Genomic DNA, 14,599 nt, shown 5'->3' with positions numbered 1-14,599 from the left:
ATCATGGGCTTCGACGGCGGCTGGCTGAGGACAGCCAGCCCTACCAGCGCTGGGCTTGCGCGCGTTACCATGCGCCGCTTTCCGGAAATCAGTTTTGGAAAACGCTATATCATCCGCAGCCCATTCAGGGCTGGTGTGTGGCGGGACGAAGCGACGAAAGAGCGCAAAAGGCCCTTACTAAGCGCCATGGATTCAGACCCTTTTTCAACTGCGCGATATAAGATCACTTCCCAATCTTATACAGCGCCTTGTCGGTGCGGATGAAGAGGGCGCTGCCATCGGCGATGGGGCTGGCCATGATGGAGCCGTCGAGGGTGTTTTGGGCGAGGATTTTGAATTCCTTGGTGGCGTTGATGATCGTGACGACGCCCTCGCGGCTGCAGAAGTAGAGTTTGCCCTCTGCGATGATCGGCGAGGCGCTGAATTTGCCGCCGAGGCGTTCGCGGTAAAAAGCCTCGCCGCTTTTCGTGTCCACGCAGCTTACGATGCCGCCGTCATCGACGTAGAAAAGCAGGCCAGCATGCAGCACGGGGGAGCACATCTTGGGCGCGTTCTTGTTGTTGCGCCAGGCGACTTCGGGCGTCTTCACACCGGCGTGCTTGAGGGCGACGACCGCTGATTTGCCGAAGGCGGTGCTGAAATAGATCTGCTGGTCGTCGGCAACGGGCACGGTGGACATGGAGAAGCCGAGGTCACCGTAGTGGATCTTCCAAAGTTCGTGACCGGTGATGGGATCGTAGCCATAGACGTTGTTGGCGGCGGAGCTGACGACCTGTGGCTGGCCGTTGATGGTCACGATCAGCGGAGTGCCATAGGCTTTGCGCTGCTGCGGGCGAGGGTCCATCTCGCCACTGCGCGGTGTTTTCCATGCGACCTTGCCGGTGTGGGTGTCAAAGGCGGCGATGAACTGCTGATCGCTGCCGTCGAAATGCGCGATCAATCTGTCTCCGTGAAGCACGGCGGTGGAGCCGGGGCCGTTTTCGTGCATGACGTGCAGCTCTTCGTTTTTCCAGAGCACCTTCAGGGTTTTCGTATCAAGGGCGACGGTGCCGAAGGAACCGAAGTGTGCGTAGAGGCGGCCCTCTGCGAGCACGGGCGAGGGTGAGGCGTAGCTGTTGAGCTGATGCGCCCACTGGGGGTCCTTCACATGGAGCAGCTCAATGTCGTGGAGGATTTTGCCGCTGCTGCGATCCACACACAGGGCGTGCAGGCTGACGGAGCCGAGAACGGTGAGCGGCTGGTCGCCGGTGTTGGATTCGAGGCGGCGTTTGGCTTCCTCGGGAGTGGCTGCTTTTTCGATGGCGGTGGTGAGCCAGATTTGATCGCCCGACATTACAGGGGTGGAGTGGCCACGACCGGGAAGCTCTGTCTTCCAGGCGATGTTGCTGGTCTCGCTCCACGTTTCTGGCAGGCCGGAGGCGCTGGCGTGACCTTGTGCGGAAGGGCCGCGCCATTCGGGCCAGTTGCCGGCATGGGAGGCGGAGGCGAGAACCAGGAGGGGGAGTAGGATGCGGTGAATCATGGGCGGGAAAAAAACGTGGCAGACGGCGGGGAACTGTCTTTCACTGGCTGCGATCATGCGCACTCTGTTTTTTCTATTTGTTTTCGCCGCAGCATTGCAGGCCCAGACAGCAGAACTCGAAAAGTACATCGAGGTACGTTCCGGCACGCTGCCCATCATTCTCACCGTGCCGCACGGCGGCACCTTGAAACCGGAGAACGTGCTGGCGCGGCGCTATGGTGTGACCGGCATTGATTCCAACACGGTGCCGCTGGCTGAGATGATCATCGAAGAACTGGAGGCACGCTATGGTGGCAAACCGCACGCGATCATTTCCCGCCTGCACCGCACGAAGCTGGATCCTAACCGTGAACTCGATGAAGCGGCTCAGGGAGATCCCACTGCCACGGCAGCCTGGCACCGCTTTCATGACAGCACGCAGAGGGCCTGTGATACGGTGATGCACAAGAACGGCATGGGCCTGCTGCTGGACATTCATGGCCACCGCCATCTCGATCAACGAGTCGAACTGGGCTACCTGATCAAAGGCGACATGCTGAAGCACTCTGACGCGGAACTGAACGAGGATGCGGCGCTGATCGCCGCCACCAGCATTCGTGATCTGCACAAGCGCTCGCCGCAAAGCTTTGCCGAGCTGGTGCGCGGGCCGCAGAGCTTGGGCGGCTTGCTGGAGCTGCGTGGCTTCCGCTGCCTGCCGGGTCCTTCAAAAGCGAATCCTAACTTCATGGCGGGTTACTTCAGCGGTGTGTATGACGTCGCTGCGCATGGCTCACGCGATGGTGGCACGGTGAGCGCCATTCAAGTGGAGTGCCCTTGGAACAATGTGCGTGACGTGCCGGAAAATCAGCGTCGCTTTGCCAAGGCGCTGGCAGATTCACTCGGCGTCTACTTTGAGGTTCACTTTGGCCGGAAGCTGAAGTGAGCTACAGTGGGCCAGAACGTGTGATGGCAAATCCGTCTTGAACCATGTAGCCCTGCGGATTGGTCTCCATGAGCTTTTCAAACAAGGGCGCGGCAAAGCGGGCCTGCCCTTGATTGATCTGCGCCCAGCCAAACCAGCTCATGCCGATGGGGTCTTCAGGCATCAGCTTGTAAGCGCGCTCAAAGTAGACCTCGGCCTTGCGATAGTCCTGATGATTGAAGAGTATCTCACCGGCAATGAGCAGCGTCGGACGATGGAACTGATCGATTTTCAGGACTTCACGTGCGGCACGCAGGGCGTCCTCAGGCTGGGTCTGAGCAAGGTACACGTTCATCATGCCGAGATGGGGAGTGATGGCGCGTGGTTCCTGCTTGGCGGCGGTGGTGTAAAACTGGATGGCCTTGGGGTAGTCTTTGTTGAGATAGGAGAGCCAGCCGGCACGCACCGCCGCGAGGTAGGTCGCACCACCGGCGCTTTTATAGGCGAGGACACTTTCGAGCGCAGCGGCGTAGTCGCTGTTGGATTCAGCGGTGAGTGATTGCTGCCATGCTTCGGAGATGGCGGGGAGTTTGTCGGTGGCGTTCGCAGCGGTGACGCAGGCGAAGGCGAGGATGAGGAGGTGTGTTTTCATGGTTGAGTGGAGCGTGATTTATTCGGCATCGCCGTTGGGCAGTGTGGGGGTGAAACTGGTTTGCGTGAAGGTGCTGACGTGATTTTTGAAATGCGCGGTGAGGTGAGAGAGTCCGTGAATTGGTTCGAGGATGAATTCGATCTCGTGCGGGAGATCACCCGTCGCATTGAGGACGGCAGTGGTGAGGTGCAGGCGCTGCGTCGTGGGATGCAATGAATGACGCGTGATGACGCGCTGGGTGGGATGGCCCGCATAGGGTGCCAAAACGTCCGCCCATGCCCGACCGTGCTGCTTTGACGGCAAAGCGACGCTGTCCTCCCAGATCATGCCGCTCTGGTAAGCAAAGGGCACGGTGGGCATGGCGAACGAAAGGAGCCGCAGGAGCTGCGAATGACCGCTGAGGCTGCCCTGCGTGATCTGCAAGGCGTGCAGACCGAGCAGCGCCGTGAGGGATTCTTTGCCGCTGCGGAAAATGTAGCGACCGGATTCATCAAGCGTGGTGGTGATCGTTTCAAACGAAGTCGATCTGGCTGTGCAAACACGATACGTGGCTGCTCCAGGGGCCAGATGAGCCAGGGTGCCCAGCACGGTGAGGGAGACTGTCGCCGGGGCGATGCGGGCTCCCACTTGGGGCACGGCGGCAAAGTTCCAGCGCATGCCTTCGGCGGTGCGCGTGAAAAAGTTCGTGAGGCAAAAGGGCGTGGTGGGCGCTCCCGTCTCAGGGGTGGCTTGGTTGTGCAGATGAATGTGCGGCACCGGGCTGCGACCGGAATTGCCGCAGTAGCCCAGAAGATCGCCTGCTCCGACTCGCTGGCCGTTTTTGACCACGATGCCGTTTTTCATGAAATGCGCGAGCTTCACGATGCCGCCGTAATCGAGGCGCAGGATGAGGTGGTTGCCCCAGTTGCTGGCGAAGTTGCAGCCGCCGGGGGCGTTGTCGGCCACGCCATCGATGACGCGGATGATTTCGCCTGTGCCCGGAGCACGGACTTCGAGACCCTGCGTGTAGTAGCGGCTTAGATCGTCATCGCAGCCGGGAGGGCAGGCGTTGTCAGCGGCGTCATGCACTTCAAAGTCGAGCGCGTGTTTCCACTCGCCGCGATGGCTGAGCTTGTCGTCAAAGCCCTGGGTGACGGTGACTTCGCGTGCGGTGGGCAGCAGCACATGGGTTTCATGACGATGCGGAAAGCGGGCGTTTGCGAGAGCCAGTGCGGCGGCTGCTGCTTCGGGATTGTGAAAGACGTCTGTGACAGGCAGCAGCGAGCCCGGCTTCTCACGCAGACGGAGGCAGCAGAGCATGCTCCAGATTGTGAGCAAGTAGGGCAGCGGCAGGTACTCCCAGCCGGAGCCACGCAGGAAATGCTGCACTGCTGCAACGTGCAATGCAGCGACGGCACCCGCCACAAAGGCGAGCGCAAGGCTGCTCCAGGAAGGCACGAAATAGACCGCACCGAGCGCCATGCCGGCCAGCAGGTAGTTGTGTCCGGCAAACCAGCCGAGCCACTGCAAGCCGCAGGCTTCAAGCAGCTTCACAATCAGGATGCCGCCTGCATAACCAGCGATGGCATTGATCATGGCGACGCGTGACCATACAAGAATCGCCAGCGTCACGGCGAGGCCGGCCCACACGTTCGGCAGGAACAAGATCGTGCCCATGCTGCGCAGGAAGGCGGTGATGACGAACGGCAGGGCAGGCTCGTTCGGCAATCCCATGTCCAGCAATAACGTACCCGCAGCCCAATGTGGGAAAAAGGTCAGCAGAGTGCCGAAGACGACGACAAACGCCACACTCAGCGGCGGCAGGCCGGCGCGCAGCGGGAACCAATGCCACAAGGCAGCAGAAAGCAGCAGCGTGTAAACTGTGACGACGGCCAGAATGCCCCAGATGGCAGGAGCCGCGAGCGCGGAACCGCGTGTGATCCATGCGACGGCGAGGGCGCTGAGGAAAACGTTGTAGAGCAGCGTGCCGTCCTTCCGCATTGCCGCAGGCAGATGCAGGAGTCTTGCGATGCAACCACCGAGCAAGCAAGCGCTGACGGCGAAGACAAAGTAACGTGGCATGAACAGCAGTGCCGAGCATAGCAGCGCGCCGGTTTTCCAACTGCCGCAGAGGAAGATGGAGCTGGCGGCACGCGCGACTTCGAGCAGGAGCGTGGTGAGGGTTTCGAAATAGGGGCGGAGTGTTTTGGCGAAGGCTGCGGCGGTGGCGACTGCGTGCCCCTTTGGGGAGGGAGGGCAGAGGGCGGCATCTTGGAGAATGACCATCGCAGGGAGGGTGGATGGGGCTTCTGGGTTCATGGGCTGGGTGGATCTCTAGAGGGAATGAGGAATGAGAGGAGGTAGCTGGCTTTGGCTGAAGAGATGGGTGGGGTGGGAGAGAGCGTGGGGGCTGGCGAAAGCGGCGCTGAAGCGCCGCACTCCGGGGACGCTGGCGCGATGTAGGAGGTTCAAGAGGGAGGGAGCAGATGTTCTGGGACGCGTTCCAGACGCTGCACGTAGTCGAGGTCTTCGCGTTCGCGGATGATATCGACGCGGCCATCCAAACCGATCATGACCACTGCCGGACGATAGGTGATGAACTGCATGCTCTGCGTGATGTTGTAGGCCCCAACGGGATGCATGACGAGTTGATCGCCCGTGGTCATCGCGGGCAGGGAGACCTGCTCGCGAATGACGTCGATGTTCATGCACAGGCAGCCGTAGAGTTTGATGGGCTGCTGGGCGCTCTCACGCTGCGCTTTGGCGGGCTTCACATTGAAGCGATACCAGTTGCCGCTGTAGAGAATGTTGATGCCGGCGTCGATGACGTAGGCGGCTCCATTGGATTCAGGCATGTAGGCGGGCGCCTTTGATGCCTTGCCGGCGAGGGTGATGGGGCCTGAGGCACCGGTTTGCTTTACGGCGACGATGCTGGTGATGAGATAACCCGCTTCATCGACGAGAGCGCGCCCGCTTTCCAGGTAGAGCCGTGGACGGCGGTCGCGTGGCAGTGTGTTCAAGGCACTGGCGATGGCTTCGGCGTATTTTTCGATCGGCGGGACAAACTGCTCGGGAGGCTGATAGGAGTAATGCAGGGAGCTGAGCGAAGGGAAGCCACCGCCGAGATTCAGATAGCTCAATGTCCAGCCGTAGCTCTCACGGCAGCGCTCCATGAGGGTGATGAGTTTCTCCGCCGCTACCTTGTAGGCCTTCGGTTCGAGGATGTAGGTGCCGATGTGCGTGTGCAGGCCCTGCAAACGAAGGCGGCCCTTGCTTTCAGCAATGCGCCGGATGGCACGCCAAGCTTCTCCGTGTTCGACACCAAAGCCAAACTTGCTCCACACGGGCTGAATGCCTGCGTCAAGCCAGCAGCGGATGGCGATGTCGATGCTGCGATTTTGCTCCTTCGCGATGGTGTCGAGCAGCAGGAGTTCATCCCAGTTATCGACCTGAATCATCGCGCCTTCGCTGACCGCAAGTTCGAGACCTGCACGAGATTTGTGCGGGCCATTGAAGATGATGTCGCGACCGGCCACACCATTGCGGCGGGCTTTTTCATACTCGAACTCACTCACCACTTCCGCGATGGAGCCTTCGCTGTGAAAGACGCGGCAGATGGCGTTGAGGTAGTTTGTTTTGTAGCTCCAGGCGAAGCGTGTGTTTGGGTAGCGGCTCTCGAAAGCTTCGCGTGCGCGCTGGATTTTCTCACGCAGGGTGCGCTCGGAGAAAACAAAAAGCGGCGAGCCGAAGCGTGCGGCAAGATCCTCCACGGGCACGCCGTCGATGCGTTCACACACGTTGCTGTTGAGGCCGTGTGCATGGCGGTTGCGGTTGGCGGCGCTGTTCTGGCCGCTGAGATGGCGGGTGATCGTCGGTGGGGAATACGGCTGAAGTGTTTGCATGGGAGGATGCAGCGGAAGGTTTAATTTAGAGACCGTGCGACACGGCCTGATGCGGAATGATTTCGCGTGGCTGACGGAAGAACTGACCGCTGGTGGTGAGAGCGGCGAGATCGCGAATGTCGCCGGTCATGTCGATGGCATGCCGGATGAAAAACTTGCCGGGGCTGGCGTGGCGCAGAGGTTCACGGGGCTGCCAGCCCAGGGCGAGTTCGAGTGCAGCAGCGGGCAGATTGCAGTTCAGCGTGGAGGGGAAATCACACCAAGCGGGGAAGCGCGGATTGATCTCGATGAGGCAGTAGTCCGCTTTGGGTCCTTCGGATTTGACGAACTCGAGTTCAAACGGGCCGTTCCAGCGCAGTTCCGCGATGAGTGATTGAGCGATGGCATCCAGCTGCGGATCACGAACCACCATGCCGCCGAAGCCTTTACCGCTGGCGGTGCGCAACATCTTGCGGATGGAGCAGGAGCCGAGCATGCGGCCGCGACCATCGCCAAGACCGATGACGTTGTATTCCTCTCCCGGCACATTTTCCTGCACCAGCACGGGGGCGCCCCATTGCTCCAGCATGTGCCAGTAGGCGGCCTCTCGGGCGGCAGGCGTGATGGCGTGCTGGGCCTCATAATAACGGCCCTTGATGAAGACATTGCCACCGAGGGTCAGCGCTGCCTGATGGAGCGAATTCACGTCGCTCACGGCAAGGGTCTGCGGTGTGCGGCAGTGCGTGCGGTCGCACAGCTCAGCTAGGTTTGATTTGTCGCGGCATTTGAAGCTCGCCGTAGTCGGCAGGCAGGCGTGAATGCCGCGCTCGCGCAGTTTTTCCGGGGCATCCACCAGCGGCTCCATTTCAGCGTCGAGACAGGGGATCAAAACATCGAAGCGTTCGATCTCACGGATCGCATCGAGGCGCTCCCAGAAGGCTTCTTCACCCGCGCCAGGGTAGGACATGGTGAAGGCGGCATCAGGTGCGTCATCTTCGCTGAAGAGACCGCTCTCGAGTGAATCATAAACGAGACCGATGATGCGCAGCTCTGGATAGACACGGCGCAGGCTGCGAATGACGGCGGAACCCGGCTGGGGATTCTCACCGCGATGAAGCCCGGTGACGGCGATGACAGGGGAAGCATTCATTGCTGCAAGTTTCAGGTTTCAAGTTTCAAGTTCTCAGATGGACTCCTGCGTCAGTCCGATGTGGAGGAGTTCGGCGAGAAAGGATTCCAGATCGCGCTCCGCCGTGCTGCGGGCGACTTCGAAGCGCACGGTGAGACGGTCGAGGATCTGCTGGCGCGCCATGTCCTCGCTCAGCGCCTGCATGACGATGAGCGCCGCCGGGCTGGCGGTAAAAAACTCACCGCTGGTGGCATCAAAACCAAAACCGTCGGCCTGCCAGGTGACGGTGTGGAAATCAAAGGACCCCGATCCGGCGCATAGGGCCGGATCATGCGGCTGCCCACTGGGATGTATCCGGGTGGAAAGGGATGCGAGTTTCATGAGTGTGGTGTGATTGAATCACACCACATAGAAACCCGGCCGGTTAACACACCGCCGGGGCCAAGATGAATTTACGTTTATCTTTGGCCGGTGATCCGCAGGGAGCTGGGCGGAGGGGGACTGTCCGGCATGGCAGAAGGCACATCCAGCGTCGGCAGGCCATGCTTCATCAGCATGATGTTTGCCTGGCGGCGCTGGTCATGCCACACGCTGTCCGGATCGGTCTGGCCGTTCCATGAGGTGCGCATGATCTGCATCGGCGCAAATTCGACGGAGCCCGAATTCAAACGCTGTGGGGGTGTCTCGCTCTTCTGTTTCAATCCGGCCGGGAGCTGCTGCGCTTTCTTCTCAGCTACAAGGGTGGTCTCCGTCTGCCTGCTCGCACGGTAGTGGCGCGAACTTACCCACCACGTGGTGGCGGGGACCAGCAGGGCGGCGATCAGCATCACCCCCCTGAATAATGGTGAGGATGTCGTTTTCATGGTGAAAATGAAGTCCTTTTTTCGCACCCTGCAAGTCCCTCATTGGAAGAATTTTTCCCGTCTATTCAGCCGGTGCTGTCCGTTGGTTTTTCCACGGCCAGAATGAGCATGGCGAGTTTGCGGTCGTGAACTTGCAGATTGATTTTTTCACCGGCGCTCCGGCGCAGGACTGCGCGGCCTAGTGGTGCATCCTCCGAGATGCGGCCACTGTCGGCGTCAGCCTCGTATCCAGGCACGACTTGAATGGTGATGTCAAATTCGTGCAGGGATGCCAGCTCATTGAGAGGACGTAGAGTGACGCGATCATAGTGACGGACAGGAAGAGTATTCATGAAGGTAGATGAAGAAAAGTGTGAGATGAAATGCCTGCCACGAAGGCAGGTGGAAGTGCTCCTGCCTTTGATGGCAGGAACACTTCCAGTGACGGATGAAGTGTTAAAAAGCGGTGCGTGAAATCGTCACCGCCGCAGAGCCTGCACGGACTCGATTCTGCCGTTTTGCAGCGCCTGCTGCAGGAAGGAGCATACGGATTCTCGAGCCTCATCCTCGGTCCGGGCAGCTACTTCATAACTGGCCTTGGTGGAAACTTTGCCGAAGATTTCGTGGCGTTCGAAAACGCAGGTAACCAGCCAGTTGGGCCGCTCAAGATGGAGGGCGCTGCCAACGCGCACGGGTTTGTCATCCTGGTAAAAAAGTCGATCCATGAGTTTCATAAAAAAAGAATATTTGAGTGTGTCAAAGCAGAGGGGAAAAGCCTGCTGCCGCACGAGCGCGCAGACAGGCAGCACCCGCCAGCGAGTGTGCGAAACACCCGGCTGCGCGTGCCGTGAGCGATGATCAGAATTAAGCCTGCACGTCATGCTGACGCGGGCGGGAGATGAAGGATGCAGGCTCTGTCACCTGCAAAGAGGCGCGGACATTCCCCAATGGGGATGCCCGCTTAAGCCCGGCTTGCTGCCAGTCGGTGGCAGAGCGGCTTGATCGCACTACTTTCAGCCATGTTGGCAAAGTAGTTTAAATGGCGCGAGTAAGTCTTCACATCAACAAGTTACGTCCTAAACAACAAAAAGGCAACTCTATAAGTGGCCTGCAGACTTACTCTATCTCAGCCATCTCGAAGGGTGAGGTTGACGACAACTGGTGGTGAGCGTAGCCATCGCGCCCATGAGCACCACACGCACGCAGGGTATTTCGCTGATCACGGCCACGGCGGTGGTGGTGGCCAACATGATCGGTACCGGGGTGTTCACCTCTCTGGGTTTTCAGGTGGGTTCCCTGCCCTCGGGTTTTGTCCTTTTGATGCTGTGGGTCGTCGGCGGTGTGTGCGCCTTCTGCGGTGCGGTGTGCTATGGCGAGCTGGCCGCAGCACTGCCGCGCTCCGGCGGCGAGTATCACTTTCTCTCGAAGATTTTTCATCCGTCCATCGGGTTTCTCTCCGGCTGGCTTTCGGTGACCGTGGGTTTCGCCGCGCCGATCGCACTCGCGGCCATGGCCTTCGGGACCTACTTCTCAAGCATCTTTCCCAACGCACCGGCGACGACCTGGTCTCTCGTCATGGTATGGATCGTGACCTTGATCCACGTGGGCGGGATCAACATGGCGGCCAAGTTTCAAAACACGGCCACCTGGCTCAAAGTAGCGCTGATCCTCGTCTTCATCGGCACCGGATTCTGGTTTGGCAAAGCCCAGCCCGTGAACTTTCTGCCCGTCTCAGGTGATCTGGATTTGATGGGCAGCACGCCGTTCGCCGTGAGCCTCGTTTTCGTGATGTATGCCTACGCCGGGTGGAACGCAGCCACTTACATCGTCGGAGACATCCGCGATCCGCAGAAGAACGTGCCACTGGCAATCGCTCTGGGCACGCTGCTGGTGGCCGGTCTGTATCTCGCGCTTAACGCGGTTTTTCTGTACGTGGCCCCCATGAGTGAATTGAACGGCAAACAGGATGTGGGGCACATCGCGGCCGTCCACATCTTCGGCGAAACTGGCGGCAAGATCATGTCAGGACTGATCTGCCTGGGGCTGGTCTCAAGCATCAGCGCCATGACCTGGGTGGGACCGCGGGTGATGAAAACGATGGGGCAGGATCTCCGCATCCTCGCGCCACTGGCGGTGAGCGATGACCGTGGAGTGCCGGTGGTCGGTTTGTTTGTGCAGCTTTCCATCGTGGTGACGCTGCTGCTCACCGCGAGTTTTGAAACGGTGCTCACCTGCGTGCAGTTCAGCATTCAGCTCGGTTCATTTGCCACGGTGGTGGGCTTGATCGTGCTGCGCATCCGCCAGCCGGATCTGCCGCGGCCCTACCGCTGCTGGGGCTACCCGGTGACGCCGCTGCTGTTTCTCGGTATCAGCGCTTGGATGATGGTGTTCGTCGCCAAGAAGCATCCGGAAGAAACGCTCGCTGGCATGGCGTTAATTTTGCTGGGTTGGATCATTTATTTCATCTCACCGCGTACTCCACGCACCCCATGAATAAAACACTCGTTCTGCTGCTCGTTCTGGCTCACTCCGCTTTCGCGGCACCCACCACGCCCAATGAGCAGGCGCGCTTCCTCGCCGGCATGCCGCAGGAGGGCTCCTCGCTGGCGGAGTTGGCAAAGCATGGCGAATTCAACTCCCATGCCAAGGACCTCGACGCCACCTGGGCCGATGCGGAACAGCGGCAACTCGGCCCCATCCGCGCCTGGGCACCGCTGGGCCTGCCGGAGGCGGTCGGCGATACCGGGCCTCTGCTCTATGCCTTCAGCGGCCCCGATTTCCTGCATGCCTACACCTTTTTCCCCAATGCCTCCGCCTACGTGCTGGCCGCTGTGGAGCCTGTGGGCCTGCCACCGGATGTGACGAAACTCACTGAGGGCGAGCTGGGCTCATCGCTGCGCAATCTGCGCAACACGCTCAATGCCTCGCTCAGCTTCAGCTTCTTCATCACCGCAGACATGAAGAAGGATCTGCAGGCCACCAAGCTGACCGGCACCCTGCCAGTGCTCTACGTCTTCCTGGCGCGCTGCGGCTGTTTCATTCAAAACGTGGAAAACATCTGGCTCGATGCCGAAGGAAAAATCCTGACCGACAAGCAGACCAAAACTGCCGGTGTGCGCATCACCTTCCTCGGTGCGCAGGGCAAACAGCAGACGCTCTTTTACTTCTCCACCAACATCGCCAACTGGGCGCTCAAGCAGGATGCCTCCTTCCTGCGCTTCTGCGATGGGCTCGGCGTCATGAACGGCTTCACCAAGTCCGCCTCCTACCTCATGCACATGGATGAGTTTCACACCATCCGCGACTACCTCCTCACTCACTGCCATACCATGACGCAGGATGATTCCGGCATCATGTGGAAGGACTTCCCGCGCGACGCCTGGGACGTGAGAGCCTACGGCTGGTACCCGGGCCCGATCCCCCTGTTCAAACAGCACTACCAGCCCGACCTCGCCGAGTACTATCGTAGCACGGAAGTCCCCGTCATCCCCTTCGGCATCGGCTACCAATGGCACCCTGGAAAAAGCACGCTCATTTACGGCGTTTCCAAAAACATGATCCGCAAGGCGATCCCGGTAGTGGAGGACAAGCCTACCGCAGCACTCCCGCCCGCCAAGGCGCTGAAGGCTATACCGGTGGAGCAATGATGCCGGACATTTTTGCCCGCCTGCACTTACCTCGCTCCCGCAAACAACAGCCGCAGCATCTGCGCGTCATTCGGCTTTGAATCCTTCGCGAGCCGTACGATGACGAGTTTCATCGAGGGTATGATGTAGAGGCGCTGGCCGTAGGAGCCGATGCAGGCGATGAGATCGGCGGGGGCGGAGCGGCTGAGGCAGGCGTTGCGCCAGGACTGCTGGGGCCATTTTTTGTCGAGCATGGCCTCTGCATCCACCTCGCGGGCGGCTTTGGATTTTGCTGCGTGGTTGTTCCAGAAACCGAAGGCAAAAGCGGCATTCGCGCTGCTCCCCTGGAGTCTCATCAGCACCTCCTCGTGCTTGAGCATCCATGTGCCAAGTTCTGACCACTGGCGTGCCGTTTGCATGAAGCCGGCGGCGAGCAGAGGTGCGCCATGCTTGTCCGGCAGGTAGCGCTGCGAGCCAAGGCCGAGCGGGCCGAGCACCTTGCGTTCCAGGTATCGCGTCGGCGTCTGCTTCCGCTGCAGCTTGCGGGCGAGAAGTTCATGAAACACCTGCAGCGCGGCCGGACCGTAGATGAATGATTTGCCCGGTGTGCCCACGACCTTGGCCTTCAGCGCGGCGGCGGTGCGGTCTGCAAACGTGTTCTCGTGCAGACCGAACATTGGCTCCAGCCCATGGCTGAAATCGAGCAACTGCCGCACGGTGATCTGGCTCTTGCGCTTGTCGCCCTTCCACTCAGTGATGGTGTCTGCCACCCGTTCATCAAAGCTGAACAGCCCGTCCTTCTCCGCCGCGAAGGCGGTGAGTCCCCAGAAGGCCTTCGTGCCGCTGTAGATGCGGTGCGGCTCAGATTTCGTGTGGCCGTTTGTGTAGGATTCGTGCAGAATTTTGCCATTCTGTTTGATCAGCAAAGCATGGCCGCCGTGCGCGGCGGAATACGCTGCCGCCGCTTGAATGTCCTGCGCTGGCAGCGTCTCCGCCGCAGGCGCGAACGTGAAAAATGGCAGCAATGCCAGCAAGGGCTTCATGAAGGATGAGTAACAGAAAAATGATGAATGACGAAACCCGAATGACAAAATAAACCCAAATGCTAGGCAGCATCCAGATTGATCATTCGTCATTTCAACAGCTGTCGGTGGACAAGCCGTCATCCAGCCCCATCGTCCGCCGCATGCGCATTCTCCTCGTCGAAGACCAGGCCAAACTGCTTTCCTTTGCCAAGAAGGGGCTGGAGGAGCAGGGCATCCAGGTGGATGCTGTCGACGATGGCGATGAAGCCTGGGAAATGGCGACGACCGTTCCCTACGACGCGCTGGTGCTCGACATCATGGTGCCAGGTCGCGATGGCCTGAGCATCCTGCGCGGCCTGCGCGAAAAGCGTAACAACGTCCCCGTCATCCTGCTGACGGCGCGATCCACGCTGCCGGAAAAAATCGAGGGGCTGAACCTCGGCGCGGATGATTACATGACGAAGCCGTTTTTCGTGGAGGAACTGGCCGCGCGGCTGCACACCGTCGTTCGCCGCAAGGCGGGAGATTCCAGCCACCTGCTGCGGGTGGATGATCTGTGCATCAACCTGCTTGAGCGCAAAGTCAGTCGCGGAGGCATGGACATTGAGCTGAGCACGCGCGAGTTTGAACTGCTGGAGCACCTCATGCGCAGCCCAGGCCGTGTGTTTGGCCGCATGCAGATTTATGAACACGTCTGGGGCTACAACATGGACCCCGAGACCAATCTTGTGGAGGTGTACATCCAGCGGCTGCGATCGAAGATCGACAAAGACCACGACAAGAAGCTCATCCGCACGGTGCGTGGCGTGGGTTATGCGCTCGGGGGTGGATGATCCACTGACATGTGCGCAATCGACTGACACGAACAGAAACGCACGAGGCCAAAGGAGTGCGGATGGCGTGCGGCGGAAAGACGGGGCAGACGCTGCTGGTGAGAAAGGCGCACGAAGAAGGCGCTGGATTTGCTGCCCGGAGGGATGCGCCCTTTACCAGGGATGCACTCGCCAAGGCTTCCCCCTTCGCTTCGGAGGACAAGCTGGCA

Annotated in this window: 15 protein-coding genes; 6 read left to right on the top strand and 9 right to left on the bottom strand. The window is 59.9% G+C overall.

What is annotated here, in order from left to right; genetic code table 11:
• On the top strand, positions 1-221 hold a 221-nt coding region (locus PSV43_RS12325; RefSeq protein ID WP_300197297.1), incomplete at its 5' end, for a hypothetical protein.
• A gap of 2 nt (positions 222-223) precedes the next feature.
• Here the strand turns inward: PSV43_RS12325 and PSV43_RS12320 are convergent.
• Entirely contained in the window at positions 224-1,522 is a 1,299-nt protein-coding gene (locus PSV43_RS12320; RefSeq protein WP_300197294.1) for a PQQ-binding-like beta-propeller repeat protein, read from the bottom strand.
• A 55-nt stretch (positions 1,523-1,577) separates the two neighbouring features.
• Here PSV43_RS12320 and PSV43_RS12315 point away from each other — a divergent pair, with 55 nt between their 5' ends.
• Positions 1,578-2,444 carry a hypothetical protein gene (locus PSV43_RS12315; protein WP_300197291.1) on the top strand — a complete coding sequence of 289 codons (867 nt, stop codon included), beginning with the start codon at positions 1,578-1,580 and terminating at the stop codon, positions 2,442-2,444.
• A 1-nt stretch (position 2,445) separates the two neighbouring features.
• Here PSV43_RS12315 and PSV43_RS12310 read toward each other — a convergent pair whose 3' ends face one another.
• The 7 genes from PSV43_RS12310 to PSV43_RS12280 form a co-directional block, all read right to left on the bottom strand.
• Positions 2,446-3,075, bottom strand: a complete 630-nt coding sequence (locus PSV43_RS12310; RefSeq protein WP_300197288.1) for a tetratricopeptide repeat protein — start codon at positions 3,073-3,075, stop codon at positions 2,446-2,448.
• 18 nt (positions 3,076-3,093) lie between these two features.
• Positions 3,094-5,373, bottom strand: a complete 2,280-nt coding sequence (locus PSV43_RS12305) for an urea transporter (RefSeq protein ID WP_300197285.1) — start codon at positions 5,371-5,373, stop codon at positions 3,094-3,096.
• 149 nt (positions 5,374-5,522) lie between these two features.
• Positions 5,523-6,956, bottom strand: a complete 1,434-nt coding sequence (locus tag PSV43_RS12300) for an alanine racemase (protein WP_300197283.1) — start codon at positions 6,954-6,956, stop codon at positions 5,523-5,525.
• A 25-nt stretch (positions 6,957-6,981) separates the two neighbouring features.
• Positions 6,982-8,085, bottom strand: coding sequence for an ATP-grasp domain-containing protein (locus PSV43_RS12295; RefSeq protein WP_300197280.1), 1,104 nt, complete (start codon positions 8,083-8,085; stop codon positions 6,982-6,984).
• A 33-nt stretch (positions 8,086-8,118) separates the two neighbouring features.
• On the bottom strand, positions 8,119-8,445 hold the full coding sequence (locus PSV43_RS12290; protein WP_300197277.1) for a PqqD family protein: 327 nt from the start codon (positions 8,443-8,445) through the stop codon (positions 8,119-8,121).
• A gap of 77 nt (positions 8,446-8,522) precedes the next feature.
• Positions 8,523-8,927: a hypothetical protein gene (locus PSV43_RS12285; protein WP_300197274.1), complete on the bottom strand. Its 405-nt coding sequence runs from the start codon at positions 8,925-8,927 to the stop codon at positions 8,523-8,525.
• A gap of 65 nt (positions 8,928-8,992) precedes the next feature.
• The gene (locus PSV43_RS12280) at positions 8,993-9,259 is read right to left on the bottom strand and encodes a GreA/GreB family elongation factor (RefSeq protein WP_300197271.1); all 267 of its coding nucleotides are present in this window, start codon (positions 9,257-9,259) and stop codon (positions 8,993-8,995) included.
• Positions 9,260-9,376: 117 nt separating this feature from the next.
• Here PSV43_RS12280 and PSV43_RS12275 point away from each other — a divergent pair, with 117 nt between their 5' ends.
• The 3 genes from PSV43_RS12275 to PSV43_RS12265 all read left to right on the top strand — a co-directional run bounded on the left by PSV43_RS12275 (position 9,377) and on the right by PSV43_RS12265 (position 12,553).
• Positions 9,377-9,757 carry a hypothetical protein gene (locus PSV43_RS12275; protein ID WP_300197268.1) on the top strand — a complete coding sequence of 127 codons (381 nt, stop codon included), beginning with the start codon at positions 9,377-9,379 and terminating at the stop codon, positions 9,755-9,757.
• A 334-nt stretch (positions 9,758-10,091) separates the two neighbouring features.
• On the top strand, positions 10,092-11,399 hold the full coding sequence (locus PSV43_RS12270; RefSeq protein ID WP_300197265.1) for an amino acid permease: 1,308 nt from the start codon (positions 10,092-10,094) through the stop codon (positions 11,397-11,399).
• Positions 11,396-12,553 (top strand): hypothetical protein, encoded by a 1,158-nt coding sequence (locus PSV43_RS12265; RefSeq protein WP_300197262.1) that lies wholly within the window; start codon positions 11,396-11,398, stop codon positions 12,551-12,553. Before PSV43_RS12270 ends, PSV43_RS12265 begins: the two co-directional genes overlap by 4 nt.
• Positions 12,554-12,579: 26 nt before the next feature.
• Here the strand turns inward: PSV43_RS12265 and PSV43_RS12260 are convergent, their stop codons facing one another.
• Positions 12,580-13,575, bottom strand: a complete 996-nt coding sequence (locus tag PSV43_RS12260) for a serine hydrolase domain-containing protein (RefSeq protein ID WP_300197259.1) — start codon at positions 13,573-13,575, stop codon at positions 12,580-12,582.
• A 59-nt stretch (positions 13,576-13,634) separates the two neighbouring features.
• On the opposite strand from PSV43_RS12260, the gene PSV43_RS12255 reads away from it, so the two are divergent.
• Positions 13,635-14,390, top strand: coding sequence for a response regulator transcription factor (locus PSV43_RS12255; RefSeq protein WP_300197256.1), 756 nt, complete (start codon positions 13,635-13,637; stop codon positions 14,388-14,390).
• The last annotated feature ends 209 nt before the right edge of the window (positions 14,391-14,599 follow it).

Source organism: Prosthecobacter sp. (assembly GCF_029946185.1).
Lineage (GTDB): Bacteria > Verrucomicrobiota > Verrucomicrobiia > Verrucomicrobiales > Verrucomicrobiaceae > Prosthecobacter.
This window is presented reverse-complemented; position numbering and strand designations above follow the sequence as displayed.

What these genes read in the sequence shown, in the direction of transcription:
- PSV43_RS12280 (WP_300197271.1), bottom strand. Translation starts at nt 9,259, where the DNA reads ATGAATACTCTTCCTGTCCGTCACTATGATCGCGTCACTCTACGTCCT.
- PSV43_RS12320 (WP_300197294.1), bottom strand. Translation starts at nt 1,522, where the DNA reads ATGATTCACCGCATCCTACTCCCCCTCCTGGTTCTCGCCTCCGCCTCC.
- PSV43_RS12285 (WP_300197274.1), bottom strand. Translation starts at nt 8,927, where the DNA reads ATGAAAACGACATCCTCACCATTATTCAGGGGGGTGATGCTGATCGCC.
- PSV43_RS12315 (WP_300197291.1), top strand. Translation starts at nt 1,578, where the DNA reads ATGCGCACTCTGTTTTTTCTATTTGTTTTCGCCGCAGCATTGCAGGCC.
- PSV43_RS12255 (WP_300197256.1), top strand. Translation starts at nt 13,635, where the DNA reads ATGCTAGGCAGCATCCAGATTGATCATTCGTCATTTCAACAGCTGTCG.
- PSV43_RS12305 (WP_300197285.1), bottom strand. Translation starts at nt 5,373, where the DNA reads ATGAACCCAGAAGCCCCATCCACCCTCCCTGCGATGGTCATTCTCCAA.
- PSV43_RS12260 (WP_300197259.1), bottom strand. Translation starts at nt 13,575, where the DNA reads ATGAAGCCCTTGCTGGCATTGCTGCCATTTTTCACGTTCGCGCCTGCG.
- PSV43_RS12310 (WP_300197288.1), bottom strand. Translation starts at nt 3,075, where the DNA reads ATGAAAACACACCTCCTCATCCTCGCCTTCGCCTGCGTCACCGCTGCG.
- PSV43_RS12290 (WP_300197277.1), bottom strand. Translation starts at nt 8,445, where the DNA reads ATGAAACTCGCATCCCTTTCCACCCGGATACATCCCAGTGGGCAGCCG.
- PSV43_RS12270 (WP_300197265.1), top strand. Translation starts at nt 10,092, where the DNA reads ATGAGCACCACACGCACGCAGGGTATTTCGCTGATCACGGCCACGGCG.
- PSV43_RS12300 (WP_300197283.1), bottom strand. Translation starts at nt 6,956, where the DNA reads ATGCAAACACTTCAGCCGTATTCCCCACCGACGATCACCCGCCATCTC.
- PSV43_RS12295 (WP_300197280.1), bottom strand. Translation starts at nt 8,085, where the DNA reads ATGAATGCTTCCCCTGTCATCGCCGTCACCGGGCTTCATCGCGGTGAG.
- PSV43_RS12265 (WP_300197262.1), top strand. Translation starts at nt 11,396, where the DNA reads ATGAATAAAACACTCGTTCTGCTGCTCGTTCTGGCTCACTCCGCTTTC.